This window comes from Providencia sp. PROV024, from assembly GCF_032709665.1.
Taxonomy (GTDB): domain Bacteria; phylum Pseudomonadota; class Gammaproteobacteria; order Enterobacterales; family Enterobacteriaceae; genus Providencia; species Providencia huashanensis.
Genome location: NZ_CP120545.1, coordinates 4,324,290 through 4,337,292, shown reverse-complemented (window position 1 = coordinate 4,337,292; position 13,003 = coordinate 4,324,290). Strand labels below are relative to the sequence as shown.

The 13,003-nt window shown below is 43.8% G+C and carries 8 protein-coding genes, 3 tRNA genes and 2 rRNA genes; 11 read left to right on the top strand and 2 right to left on the bottom strand.

The genetic code is table 11. The features are described 5' to 3' along the window. Nucleotides 1-123: 123 nt before the first annotated feature. The 5 genes from P3L56_RS19995 (at nt 124) to P3L56_RS19975 (ending at nt 3,938) form a co-directional block, all read left to right on the top strand. Nucleotides 124-199 (top strand) — tRNA-Glu (locus P3L56_RS19995). Between the two features lie 351 nt (nt 200-550). After that, nucleotides 551-3,455 (top strand): 23S ribosomal RNA (locus tag P3L56_RS19990). Between the two features lie 144 nt (nt 3,456-3,599). Further along, nucleotides 3,600-3,715, top strand: a 5S ribosomal RNA gene (gene rrf, locus P3L56_RS19985). A 62-nt stretch (nt 3,716-3,777) separates the two neighbouring features. Continuing rightward, nucleotides 3,778-3,854, top strand: a tRNA-Asp gene (locus P3L56_RS19980). Nucleotides 3,855-3,862: 8 nt separating this feature from the next. Beyond that, nucleotides 3,863-3,938: transfer RNA gene (locus tag P3L56_RS19975), tRNA-Trp, on the top strand. A 662-nt stretch (nt 3,939-4,600) separates the two neighbouring features. Here the strand turns inward: P3L56_RS19975 and hdfR are convergent. Then, nucleotides 4,601-5,458 carry an HTH-type transcriptional regulator HdfR gene (gene hdfR, locus P3L56_RS19970; protein WP_042845915.1) on the bottom strand — a complete coding sequence of 286 codons (858 nt, stop codon included), beginning with the start codon at nt 5,456-5,458 and terminating at the stop codon, nt 4,601-4,603. A gap of 112 nt (nt 5,459-5,570) precedes the next feature. On the opposite strand from hdfR, the gene P3L56_RS19965 reads away from it, so the two are divergent. Beyond that, complete coding sequence (locus tag P3L56_RS19965) at nt 5,571-5,909, top strand: DUF413 domain-containing protein (protein ID WP_042845913.1); 339 nt, start codon at nt 5,571-5,573, stop codon at nt 5,907-5,909. A gap of 77 nt (nt 5,910-5,986) precedes the next feature. On the opposite strand, the gene P3L56_RS19960 is transcribed toward P3L56_RS19965, so the two are convergent. After that, nucleotides 5,987-7,513, bottom strand: a complete 1,527-nt coding sequence (locus tag P3L56_RS19960; protein ID WP_129466660.1) for a YifB family Mg chelatase-like AAA ATPase — start codon at nt 7,511-7,513, stop codon at nt 5,987-5,989. 485 nt (nt 7,514-7,998) lie between these two features. On the opposite strand from P3L56_RS19960, the gene P3L56_RS19955 reads away from it, so the two are divergent. From P3L56_RS19955 to ilvD, 5 genes are all read left to right on the top strand, one after another. Then, the gene (locus P3L56_RS19955) at nt 7,999-8,100 is read left to right on the top strand and encodes an IlvGEDA operon leader peptide (protein WP_071548712.1); all 102 of its coding nucleotides are present in this window, start codon (nt 7,999-8,001) and stop codon (nt 8,098-8,100) included. 134 nt (nt 8,101-8,234) lie between these two features. Further along, complete coding sequence (ilvG, locus tag P3L56_RS19950) at nt 8,235-9,881, top strand: acetolactate synthase 2 catalytic subunit (RefSeq protein ID WP_048605782.1); 1,647 nt, start codon at nt 8,235-8,237, stop codon at nt 9,879-9,881. Further along, nucleotides 9,878-10,147, top strand: coding sequence for an acetolactate synthase 2 small subunit (ilvM, locus tag P3L56_RS19945; protein ID WP_042845909.1), 270 nt, complete (start codon nt 9,878-9,880; stop codon nt 10,145-10,147). Before ilvG ends, ilvM begins: the two co-directional genes overlap by 4 nt. Before the next feature lie 11 nt (nt 10,148-10,158). Continuing rightward, nucleotides 10,159-11,085, top strand: a complete 927-nt coding sequence (locus P3L56_RS19940) for a branched-chain amino acid transaminase (protein WP_042845908.1) — start codon at nt 10,159-10,161, stop codon at nt 11,083-11,085. Nucleotides 11,086-11,152: 67 nt separating this feature from the next. Further along, a complete protein-coding gene (gene ilvD / locus P3L56_RS19935) occupies nt 11,153-13,003 on the top strand; it encodes a dihydroxy-acid dehydratase (protein WP_042845907.1) in 1,851 nt (616 codons plus the stop codon).

The following is a 13,003-nucleotide window of genomic DNA, read 5'->3' as shown; positions in this document are numbered from 1 at the left end:
AGTGTTTTTGTGAAGTGCTCACACAGATTGTCTGATAGAAAGTAAGCAATAGGCTATACGTGGGAGACTTACTTGAAAAAAGTTAACTTGCATGAGAACGCAGCAGTATGTGCAATATCTTGTGTCCCCTTCGTCTAGAGGCCTAGGGACACCGCCCTTTCACGGCGGTAACAGGGGTTCGAATCCCCTAGGGACGCCAATTGCGCCGATATCGAGTGAAAGACGATGTCCCCAATAATGATTAAGCCAATTACGTTGTAGTTGGTTTAACAATTATGCTCTTTAACAATCTGGAACAAGCTGAAAATTGAAAACAACGCACATTGTTTATCGCTTACAATGTGAGTCTCTCAAAAATCTCAACTTGAAGTGTTTTTCAAACACACAACGAGTGGCATGAGCGAGCAGTGTGAAATTCAAGGCGGCTAGCGCACAGCAAGCGCAGCGTACAATAGTACGTGAGCATTGCGAGCACTACCCAACGAAGAAGTTCACCACGCGCAGCCATGACGTTAAGTGTCGTCTGATAAGAAGACACTTCGGGTTGTGAGGTTAAGCGACTAAGCGTACACGGTGGATGCCTAGGCAATCAGAGGCGATGAAGGACGTGCTAATCTGCGATAAGCGTCGGTAAGGTATGAACCGTTATACCCGACGATTTCCGAATGGGGAAACCCAGTGCAATTCGTTGCACTATCGTTTGATGAATACATAGTCAAACGAAGCGAACCGGGGGAACTGAAACATCTCAGTACCCCGAGGAAAAGAAATCAACCGAGATTCCCCTAGTAGCGGCGAGCGAACGGGGAGCAGCCCAGAGTCTTAATCAGCATTAGTATCAGGAGAACGGTCTGGAAAGTCCGGCAGTAAAGGGTGATAGCCCCGTATCTGAAGATATTAGTGTTGTGAACTCGACGAGTAGGGCGGGACACGTGTTATCCTGTCTGAATATGGGGGGACCATCCTCCAAGGCTAAATACTCCTGATTGACCGATAGTGAACCAGTACCGTGAGGGAAAGGCGAAAAGAACCCCGGCGAGGGGAGTGAAATAGAACCTGAAAACCGTGTACGTACAAGCAGTGGGAGCCTTGATTTATCAGGGTGACTGCGTACCTTTTGTATAATGGGTCAGCGACTTAATTCTGTAGCAAGGTTAACCGTATAGGGGAGCCGTAGGGAAACCGAGTCTTAACTGGGCGAATGAGTTGCAGGGTATAGACCCGAAACCCGGTGATCTAGCCATGGGCAGGTTGAAGGTTGGGTAACACTAACTGGAGGACCGAACCGACTAATGTTGAAAAATTAGCGGATTGACTTGTGGCTGGGGGTGAAAGGCCAATCAAACCGGAGATAGCTGGTTCTCCCCGAAAGCTATTTAGGTAGCGCCTCGTGAACTCATCTTCGGGGGTAGAGCACTGTTTCGACTAGGGGGTCATCCCGACTTACCAACTCGATGCAAACTACGAATACCGAAGAATGTTATCACGGGAGACACACGGCGGGTGCTAACGTTCGTCGTGAAGAGGGAAACAACCCAGACCGCCAGCTAAGGTCCCAAAGTCATAGTTAAGTGGGAACGAAGTGGGAAGGCAGACAGCCAGGATGTTGGCTTAGAAGCAGCCATCATTTAAAGAAAGCGTAATAGCTCACTGGTCGAGTCGGCCTGCGCGGAAGATGTAACGGGGCTAAACTATGCACCGAAGCTGCGGCAGCGATATGTAAATATTGTTGGGTAGGGGAGCGTTCTGTAAGCCTGTGAAGTGTACTGTGAGGTATGCTGGAGGTATCAGAAGTGCGAATGCTGACATAAGTAACGATAATGCGGGTGAAAAACCCGCACGCCGGAAGACCAAGGGTTCCTGTCCAACGTTAATCGGGGCAGGGTGAGTCGACCCCTAAGGCGAGGCAGAAATGCGTAGTCGATGGGAAACGGGTTAATATTCCCGTACTGGTGATAATTGCGATGGGGCGGAGAGAAGGCTAGGCTGGCCGGGCGACGGTTGTCCCGGTTTAAGGATGTAGGCAGGTGAATTAGGCAAATCCGGTTCACTATATGCTGAGGTCTGATGACGAGTCACTACGGTGGCGAAGTAGCTCATGCCCCGCTTCCAGAAAAGCCTCTAAGCTCTAGATTATCACTAATCGTACCCCAAACCGACACAGGTGGTCAGGTAGAGAATACTCAGGCGCTTGAGAGAACTCGGGTGAAGGAACTAGGCAAAATGGTGCCGTAACTTCGGGAGAAGGCACGCTGGCGCTAGGTGAAGTGGTTTACCCATGGAGCTGAAGCCAGTCGCAGATACCAGCTGGCTGCAACTGTTTATTAAAAACACAGCACTGTGCAAACACGAAAGTGGACGTATACGGTGTGACGCCTGCCCGGTGCTGGAAGGTTAATTGATGGGGTTATCCGTAAGGAGAAGCTCTTGATCGAAGCCCCAGTAAACGCGGCCGTAAGTGGTAACTATAACGGTCCTAAGGTAGCGAAATTCCTTGTCGGGTAAGTTCCGACCTGCACGAATGGCGTAATGATGGCCAGCTGTCTCCACCCGAGACTCAGTGAAATTGAACTCGCTGTGAAGATGCAGTGTACCCGCGGCAAGACGGAAAGACCCCGTGAACCTTTACTATAGCTTGACACTGAACATTGAGCCTTGATGTGTAGGATAGGTGGGAGGCTTTGAAGTGTGGACGCCAGTCTGCATGGAGCCAACCTTGAAATACCACCCTTTAATGTTTGATGTTCTAACGTTGCCCCGTTATCCGGGGTGCGGACAGTGTCTGGTGGGTAGTTTGACTGGGGCGGTCTCCTCCCAAAGAGTAACGGAGGAGCACGAAGGTTGGCTAAGCATGGTCGGACATCATGCGGTTAGTGCAAAGGCATAAGCCAGCTTGACTGCGAGAGTGACGGCTCGAGCAGGTACGAAAGTAGGTCTTAGTGATCCGGTGGTTCTGAATGGAAGGGCCATCGCTCAACGGATAAAAGGTACTCCGGGGATAACAGGCTGATACCGCCCAAGAGTTCATATCGACGGCGGTGTTTGGCACCTCGATGTCGGCTCATCACATCCTGGGGCTGAAGTAGGTCCCAAGGGTACGGCTGTTCGCCGTTTAAAGTGGTACGCGAGCTGGGTTTAGAACGTCGTGAGACAGTTCGGTCCCTATCTGCCGTGGGCGTTGGAAGATTGAAAGGGGCTGCTCCTAGTACGAGAGGACCGGAGTGGACGCACCACTGGTGTTCGGGTTGTCATGCCAATGGCATTGCCCGGTAGCTAAGTGCGGAAGAGATAACCGCTGAAAGCATCTAAGCGGGAAACTTGCCTTGAGATGAGTCTTCCCTGACCCTTTAAGGGTCCTAAAGGAACGTTTAAGACTAAGACGTTGATAGGTTGGGTGTGTAAGCATAGCGATATGTTGAGCTAACCAATACTAATGAACCGTGAGGCTTAACCTGACAACACCGAAGGTGTTTTAGAGATTGAGATGACGTTGATTCAATGAGCGTGAGAAGCCGAGAGGCGAGGGACATGGCAGCTTGTTCAAGATTGCAGTTCTGGTTTAGTGACGAAATGTGCTAAACGGGAACAAACCGAATTTGTCTGGCGGCAATAGCGCGGTGGTCCCACCTGACCCCATGCCGAACTCAGCAGTGAAACGCCGTAGCGCCGATGGTAGTGTGGGGTCTCCCCATGTGAGAGTAGGGAACTGCCAGACATTAATTAAAAATTTATTGCTTATAAGAAGCAGTAAATTGCCGAAAGGCGAAAAGAATAAGTGGAGCGGTAGTTCAGTTGGTTAGAATACCTGCCTGTCACGCAGGGGGTCGCGGGTTCGAGTCCCGTCCGTTCCGCCACTTAATTTAGGGGCGTAGTTCAATTGGTAGAGCACCGGTCTCCAAAACCGGGTGTTGGGAGTTCGAGCCTCTCCGCCCCTGCCAGTTACCAATTAAGTAATAATAAAAGAAGTATCTATTGATAACCCGATTACCTTAATCGGGTTTTTCTTTATATACCATCCGGTTGCCACGTAATAACTCCTTTCCATTTATATTAATAATCCCCTTACTAATCCATGAATAGCTCAATACTTCTGACTATTTATTTAATTTTTATTATTTAATTTTTAAACGCAAAAATTATCTACTTACCTATATCATTGTTTAATAATTGTGCTCTTTTGCTGTTTTAGTTAGCTAATCTATTAGTGGCTTAACTAATTATTTACTCTGAAATTTTTATACTGTGCTCACAGATAAAGGTTAAAGTTTCAGTTGAATAAAATCATAGTTATAAGACGGATAAGTTAGCTAAAGTAGAGGGATGCATGAGTTTTTTTGTTGTTTTAAGATAACTAGTAATCAATAGACTAAAAAACGTTATAAACCATATACTAATGGACGGTTACATTGCTTTTGGCTTCTGCCATTAATGACCTAGCGCTATTATTCTTAACTTTCATTGATGAGCTTTGACATAAATTTGTATTATTCACCAGAAGTGATTAAAGCAACGTTTATTCATATTAACCCTTTAGTTGATACCCGCTAGGCGTTATTAGTAAATACGGGCAGCTCAGCAATAGTATAGAGACGAGTAAAACTTACTCGTCTTTTGGGTTTTCTTCGGTCAATAGAGCGTTTTTTATTGGTGTTTTAATCAACTGATTAATAAGCGCTTGCTGATCATTTTTTTGTAACCAGACAGCATAGAGAGGTTTACTTATTGAAGTTTCTGAGAGAGTTTTTAAGCCTGGGTATTGATATACCCAATGTGCAGGTAAAAATGCAGCTGAAAGCGATACAGGAAGTAATTGACGGGTAATATGAGCAGAGGTGGTTATCATTACTGGCGTATCATCTTGCGTTAATATGGATTCACTTTTAGGCTGAAAATCGGCCCCCCACTCAAGCTTGATATAATTATATTTTGTTAATGCAACATTTTTTTGTGAAGCCATCAGTTGTAAGTCAATAGTACCAATAATGGTACTTTCGAACTCATCCATTTTGGGCGGTTCAGTTGCAATTAATAAATCTAATTCTCTTGAATGAAGCTGTTTGACTAATGATTGACGTGTAGAAACCCTTGCTTCAAGCCGTAACTCATCGTGTTGACTATAAAGAGCTTCTATCCAGTCTACTAAATAGCCTTCCCAAAGAGATGCTGTTGCACCAATTGAAAGCTCTGTATGTTGTGATGCATGGGATATTTCTTTTTTGGCTTGTAACCATGTATTCATCAATGATTCAGCATATGGAACGAGTCTTTCACCTGCTGCGGTTAAGCGGATATTATTTCTATGGCGGGTAAAGAGACTTGTTCCGAGTTGAGTTTCTAATTGTCGAATACGAAAGCTGACTGCTGATTGTGTCAAATAGAGTGATTCTGCGGCTCTACCGAAGTGCCTAGTTTTACTAACTTCTAAAAAAGTTCTCAATAACTCGCTGTCCACACTCATCTCCAATTTTTTTTGTCGTGATGATTTAAATGTTTTGTTTTACAGATTGCTTATGCTGTCTAATACTCCGCGCCATATAGAGTTTGACTGTAATAAGTTAGGAGTGTGTCAGATGGCAGATAGCTTCATCACGACTAATCGTTTTTTTGATAACAAAAATTACCCACGTGGCTTTTCTCGTCATGGTGATTTCACCATCAAGGAAGCCCAGTTACTAGAACGCCTAGGCCAAGCTTTTAATGAGCTAGATACTGGTAAACGTGCGGCACAGACAGAAGAAGAAAAACTTTTCGTTGCTGTATGTCGCGGCGAGCGTGAACCAGCTACCCCTGAAGAAAAAGTTTGGGCAAAATATTCTAGTCGTATTAACCGTCCAAAACGTTTCCATACTTTATCAGGCGGCAAACCTCAGATAGACCCATCGGAAGACTACACCGATACAGATGATTAATATTGTCATCGTATGTTAAGAGGGACTTCGGTCCCTTTATTTTTATCCGATAATTAATATTCTCTTCTCTACCCCGCTCAGCTTACTTGTTTTTGCAAATGAAGCAATAACTTATCCATTGTCCTGTACCCAAGGGCTTCTAATAAATGTGCCCGTTCTATATGCTCAGATGCATTAAGATCGGCAATGGTCCTAGAAACCCTTAATACCCTGTGCCAAGCCCGAATAGAAAGCCCTAACTTATTTAACGCATGCTCTAAGAATAACGCATCTTTAGCCTTTAGCGGGCAAAATTGTGTGGTTTCTCTCGACGTGAGTAAATTATTTATTTTTCCTGCACGCTCAAGTTGCCTATTTCTAGCCGTGATCACTCTTTGCCTGACTTGTTCACTAGTTTCACCTTGATAATTTTGATTGCTTAATGAGCCGATAGGTAATAATGGTATTTCAATCGAAATATCAAATCTATCTAGAAAAGGACCTGATATATGCGAAAGATAGCGCAATATGCGGGCGGGAGATGAGCGGCTCATTTCACCTTGGTAGTGACCTGTTGGACTTGGATTAAGTGCAGCAATGAGTTGAAAGTTTGCAGGGTAGCAAACTTTTGCTTTTGCACGAGAAATACTCACTCTTTTTGACTCAAGAGGTTCTCTTAATGAATCAAGGACAGAACGACTGAATTCAGGTAATTCATCTAAAAATAAAATGCCATTATGAGCAAGAGAGATTTCGCCAGGTTTTGGAAGAGAGCCCCCGCCGATTAATGCAGCTATTGATGTGCTGTGATGAGGCGTTCTAAAAGGCCTTATAGGCCAATTCACTTTATCACGAGTGGTTTCAGTCAGGCTATATAATGAAGCGACCTCTAGTGCCTCCTGAGGCGTTAATGGAGGCAATAAAGTCATTAACCTGCTGGCTAGCATTGTTTTTCCTGTACCAGGGGGGCCTAGTAGAAGTAAATTATGACCACCTGTGGCGCAAATTTCTAATGCACGTTTTCCTTGTTCTTGCCCAATAATATCATTGATATCACCTTCATATCGAGCCGATGAGGGGGCTTCGTGGATTTGTTGGTTACTGGCTAAGACCTGTTTACCATGTAAGAAGTGGCAAAGTTCTAACAAAGATGTTGCAAAATGGACGCTATTGTCAGCGAGTAAGCTTAATTGGTGCTGATTTTCAATTGAAAGTATTAATACTCGACGTTGTTCTAATGCTGATTGTGCTGCAGGAATGGCACTGTTGACGTAACGTATCAGACCAGATAATGCCAGTTCACCTAAAAACTCATGTTGATTTAATGTTTCATTAGGAATTTGTCCAGATGATGCAAGAATAGCAATTGCAATTGCAAGGTCGTAGCGCCCACTTTCTTTTGGTAAATCTGCAGGCGCTAAATTTACGGTCATTTTTTTAGCGGGATATTCAAACCCACTATTTAGTAAAGCACTTCTTACCCGATCCCTAGCTTCTTTGACGGCGGTTTCAGGGAGACCAACAAGTGTTAGGCCAGGAAGCCCATTACTAATATGAGCTTCAACAGTGACAAGTGGAGCTTCCATGCCAATCGATGCTCTAGTATAAACAATCGCCAATGTCATAAGCCCTCCAATATTATTTGAGTTAACAGAGTAATATTCTGTTGAGAATAAATTGATTTGTAGAGCTGTTTTGTTGTATTTGCGAAGCGGTTCGATAATTTAATTACTTAGTTTCATAGCTGTTTCAGTTTTTTAGAAAACGGCTCGAAATGTTGGTATAACAAAGGTTGCCGTTATTTAATAAAGAATTAAGAATGGAGATACCTTGGATAGGCATCAATAAAACTAATCAATGGGTAGGTGTATTTTTACCTGCTTTTATTTGTGGGGTCTGGATGATGTAGCTGATTGTGCTATCAATTACATTTAAAATTACTGTGAAATTACCTTTTTAATGGTTTTTTATTCTTATTTTTATTTAACATTATGATTTTAAAGTAGTTAAATATTTTGAAAATAAATAAATTAAATAAAAGTTGTCAAAGTGATTTTAAAATGATACCTCTTTAATAAAGATAATTAAGAATGTTGAAAAATTAAAACTCATGAACGCATTTATCCAAGCAGTTAGCCTAATTATTATTCGTGTGGTGGTGATTATTATCCCACCGTGCGGGGCTGCACTTGGACGACGAAGGCTAAAATAACAGCCAGATCTCACGAGAACCCCGCACCGAAAGGCGCGGGGTTTTTTTTGACACTAAAGTTTGTTAAAGCAAATAAAATAGATAAAACATAATAAATACAAATAGATAAGAAGTGGACGGACAGGAGATAAAGCATGAACGGAGCACAATGGTTAGTTCAAGCATTGCGAGCACAAGGTGTTGATACGGTATTTGGCTATCCTGGTGGTGCAATTATGCCAGTTTATGATGCGTTATATGACGGTGGTGTGGAACATCTGCTGTGTAGGCATGAACAAGGCGCAGTGATAGCAGCAATAGGTTATGCGCGCTCAACAGGTAAAACAGGTGTGTGTATCGCGACATCAGGGCCTGGGGCAACAAATGTTATTACAGGATTGGCGGATGCTTTGTTAGACTCGGTTCCGGTTGTTGCTATCACTGGTCAAGTTGCCTCTGAGTTTATCGGAACAGATGCTTTTCAGGAAATTGATGTCTTAGGGTTATCTTTGGCCTGTACTAAACATAGCTTTTTAGTTGAAGCGATAGAAGATTTACCTCGCATCCTTGCTGAAGCTTTCGCAATCGCAAATAGTGGACGTCCTGGACCTGTACTGATTGATATTCCGAAAGATATTCAACTACAACATGCTGAACTATCTCCATTCCTAATGCCTGTTGAACAAGAGACGACCTCTCCATTATCTGAAATCCAGCAAGCAAGAGCATTATTACAACAATCCGAAAAACCGATGTTGTACATTGGTGGCGGTGTTGGGATGTCTGGAGCTGTTAGTGAATTACGAAAATTTATTGAATTTACAGGTATTCCCTCTGTTGCAACATTGAAGGGCTTAGGTGCTGCACACCCATCTGATGAAAATTATTTGGGGATGTTGGGTATGCATGGCACTAAAGCAGCAAATATTTCCGTACAACGCTGTGATTTACTGATAGCTGTTGGTGCTCGCTTTGATGACCGAGTCACAGGTAAATTAAATACTTTTGCTCCGAATGCTAAAGTCATTCACCTTGACATCGACCACGTTGAGCTGGATAAGCTAAGGCAAACTCACGTTGCATTACATGGTGATGCGAAGGCTTTATTACCTGAACTGGCACTTAAAAAATCAATCGCTCCTTGGCAGCAGGAAGTTCAGCAACTGAAGAAAGAATTTGGTTGGCGTTATGATCACCCTGGAGAGCTCATCTATGCGCCACTCTTATTGAAACAACTATCAGATAAAATGAAGCCAAATACGGTGATTACGACGGATGTCGGACAACACCAAATGTGGTCTGCACAACATATCACCGTCGATGGCCCAGAGAATTTTTTAACATCAAGTGGCTTAGGCACGATGGGGTTTGGTATCCCAGCGGCAATTGGAGCCCAAGTTGCAAGACCTGAAGATGTTGTTGTCTGTGTATCTGGTGATGGTTCTTTTATGATGAATGTCCAAGAACTTGGAACCATTAAACGTAAACAGCTTCCCGTAAAAATTCTGTTAATTGATAACCAACGCTTAGGCATGGTTCGCCAATGGCAAGAACTGTTTTTTGAGCAGCGTTATAGTGAAACTATTTTGACAGATAACCCAGATTTTATCGCATTAGCTAGCGCATTTGGCATTAAAGGCCGACGTATTACTGACAAATCTGAAGTGAATGCTGCCCTTGATGAGCTGTTAAATAGTGAGGGCGCTTATTTATTACAAGTGTCCATTAATGAATTAGAAAATGTCTGGCCATTGGTTCCACCTGGGGCTAGTAATGAAAAAATGATGGAGAAACCATTATGATACAACATCAACTCTCAATATCGGCCCGTTTCCGTCCTGAGGTTTTAGAGCGTATATTAAGGGTCACCCGTCATCGCGGATTTCGTATTAGTGCCATGAATATGGGCCAGTCAATAGATGGCGATAATGTTAACATTAAACTGACCGTAAGTAGTCCGAGGCCGTTAACGCAACTTTGTGCTCAGTTAACTAAGCTCTCAGATATTACGGAAGTTGAAGTACTACAACAAGAATCACGACTATTAAGCACACAAAGTGCAATGTAAGGAATATACAAATGACTAAGAAAGCTGACTTTATTTGGTTTAACGGTGAAATGACGCCATGGGCTGATGCAAAGGTTCATGTAATGTCTCATGCTCTGCACTATGGTACATCTGTGTTTGAAGGCGTCCGTTGCTATGATTCACATAAAGGTCCTGTGGTCTTTCGCCATCGTGAACACATGCAACGTTTGCATGATTCAGCAAAAATTTACCGTATGCCTGTCAGCTATAGCGTTGAAGAATTAATGGAAGCATGTCGTGAGACGCTGCGTAAAAATAACTTAGTCAGTGCGTATATTCGTCCATTAGTATTTATTGGTGATGTCGGCATGGGTGTAAACCCACCAGAAGGCTACAACACCGATGTTATTTTAGCTGCTTTCCCATGGGGTGCCTATTTAGGTGAAGAAGCACTTGATCAAGGTATTGATGCAATGGTGTCTTCTTGGAATCGTGTCGCACCAAATACTATTCCTACAGGTGCAAAAGCGGGTGGTAACTACTTATCATCTTTGTTGGTTGGTAGCGAAGCACGTCGCCATGGCTATCAAGAAGGTATCGCACTAGATGTTCATGGCTATCTGTCAGAAGGTGCGGGTGAAAATATTTTTGAAGTGAAAGACGGTATCTTGTACACCCCACCATTTACCTCTTCAGCTTTACCGGGGATTACGCGTGATGCAATCCTAACACTAGCAAAAGATATGGGCATTGAAGTACGTGAACAGACACTGTCTCGCGAATCACTGTATTTAGCAGATGAAGTCTTTATGACAGGAACCGCAGCAGAAATCACCCCTGTTCGTAGTGTTGATGGCATTCAAGTAGGAATTGGCCGCTGTGGCCCTGTGACGAAAAAAATTCAGCAAGCATTCTTTGGCCTGTTCACTGGAGCAACTGAAGACAAATGGGGCTGGTTAGATCAAGTAAACCCTTAATAACTAAATTGAAATAGATGTTACAGGCGGACGTTCCCCGCCTGTTTTAAACACGGGAGTTAAAGATATGCCTAAGTACCGTTCAGCAACAACAACTCATGGTCGTAATATGGCTGGCGCTCGTGCATTATGGCGCGCGACAGGTATGACCGATGCTGATTTTGGAAAACCCATTATTGCAGTTGTTAACTCATTCACACAGTTTGTTCCTGGCCATGTGCATTTACGTGACTTAGGCAAACTAGTTGCAGAGCAAATCGAAAATGCGGGTGGCGTTGCGAAAGAGTTTAATACGATTGCCGTTGATGATGGGATTGCCATGGGGCATGGCGGAATGTTGTATTCCTTACCTTCCCGTGAATTAATTGCTGATTCAGTTGAATATATGGTGAATGCACACTGTGCCGACGCGATGGTGTGTATTTCAAACTGCGACAAAATTACTCCGGGTATGTTGATGGCGGCATTACGTCTAAATATTCCTGTTATTTTCGTTTCAGGTGGGCCGATGGAAGCTGGAAAAACCAAGCTTTCAGACCAAATTATCAAGCTCGATCTAGTCGATGCAATGATCCAAGGTGCTAACCCAAATGTTAGCGATGCAGATAGTGAACAAATCGAACGCTCTGCTTGCCCAACCTGTGGTTCATGTTCAGGAATGTTTACAGCAAACTCAATGAACTGTTTAACGGAAGCGCTGGGGCTTTCTCAGCCGGGTAATGGTTCATTATTAGCGACACATGCAGACCGCGAAACACTCTTTATTAATGCGGGTAAGCGTATTGTCGAATTAACTAAACGTTACTACGAACAAGACGATGAAAGTGCGTTACCACGCAATATCGCTAATAAATCTGCATTTGAAAACGCGATGACTCTTGATATTGCTATGGGAGGGTCAACGAATACGGTACTTCATTTGTTAGCAGCAGCACAGGAAGCCGATATTGACTTTACCATGGACGATATAGACCGATTATCACGTCAAGTTCCTCATTTGTGTAAGGTTGCACCAAGTACGCAAAAATATCATATGGAAGATGTTCACCGTGCTGGTGGTGTTATCGGTATTTTAGGTGAATTAAGCCGCGCAGGCTTGCTGCAAGAAAATGTAACGAATATTTTAGGGTTAACCTTCCAAGAGACATTGGCGCAGTATGATGTGATGTTAACCAAAGACGAAGGTGTGAAGTCGATGTTTTCCGCGGGCCCTGCCGGTATCCGCACGACAAAAGCGTTTTCACAGAACTGCCGCTGGCCGTCATTGGATACTGATCGTGAAAATGGGTGTATCCGTAGCATTGAACACGCCTATAGCTTAGATGGTGGCTTAGCCGTCTTGTCCGGCAATATTGCCGAAGATGGTTGTATTGTGAAAACAGCAGGGGTTGATGAAGGCAGCTTAACATTCCGTGGCCCAGCCAAAGTATTTGAAAGCCAAGATGACGCAGTAGAAGCCATTCTGGGTGGTAAAGTCGTTGAAGGGGATGTGGTTGTTATTCGCTATGAAGGGCCTAAAGGTGGTCCGGGTATGCAAGAAATGCTTTATCCAACCTCTTACTTAAAATCAATGGGATTAGGCAAAAGCTGTGCATTAATCACGGATGGCCGTTTTTCGGGGGGGAGCTCCGGTCTCTCTATCGGTCATATTTCACCAGAAGCGGCAAGCGGCGGGCTATTAGCATTAGTTCATGATGGCGATATTATTGATATTGATATTCCAAACCGGACAATGGTGCTTGATGTTAACGAAAGTGAATTGAACCAACGTCGTGAGGCTGAATTAGCTCGTGGTGATAAGGCCTTTACTCCACGTGGTCGTCAGCGTGAAGTTTCTTTTGCGTTACGTGCTTATGCTTCCCTCGCTACCAGTGCTGATAAAGGTGCGGTGCGTGATAAGTCGAAGTTGGGAGGCTAA

What these genes read in the sequence shown, in the direction of transcription:
- ilvG (WP_048605782.1), top strand. Translation starts at nt 8,235, where the DNA reads ATGAACGGAGCACAATGGTTAGTTCAAGCATTGCGAGCACAAGGTGTT.
- P3L56_RS19940 (WP_042845908.1), top strand. Translation starts at nt 10,159, where the DNA reads ATGACTAAGAAAGCTGACTTTATTTGGTTTAACGGTGAAATGACGCCA.
- ilvM (WP_042845909.1), top strand. Translation starts at nt 9,878, where the DNA reads ATGATACAACATCAACTCTCAATATCGGCCCGTTTCCGTCCTGAGGTT.
- ilvD (WP_042845907.1), top strand. Translation starts at nt 11,153, where the DNA reads ATGCCTAAGTACCGTTCAGCAACAACAACTCATGGTCGTAATATGGCT.
- hdfR (WP_042845915.1), bottom strand. Translation starts at nt 5,458, where the DNA reads ATGAGTGTGGACAGCGAGTTATTGAGAACTTTTTTAGAAGTTAGTAAA.
- P3L56_RS19965 (WP_042845913.1), top strand. Translation starts at nt 5,571, where the DNA reads ATGGCAGATAGCTTCATCACGACTAATCGTTTTTTTGATAACAAAAAT.
- P3L56_RS19955 (WP_071548712.1), top strand. Translation starts at nt 7,999, where the DNA reads ATGAACGCATTTATCCAAGCAGTTAGCCTAATTATTATTCGTGTGGTG.
- P3L56_RS19960 (WP_129466660.1), bottom strand. Translation starts at nt 7,513, where the DNA reads ATGACATTGGCGATTGTTTATACTAGAGCATCGATTGGCATGGAAGCT.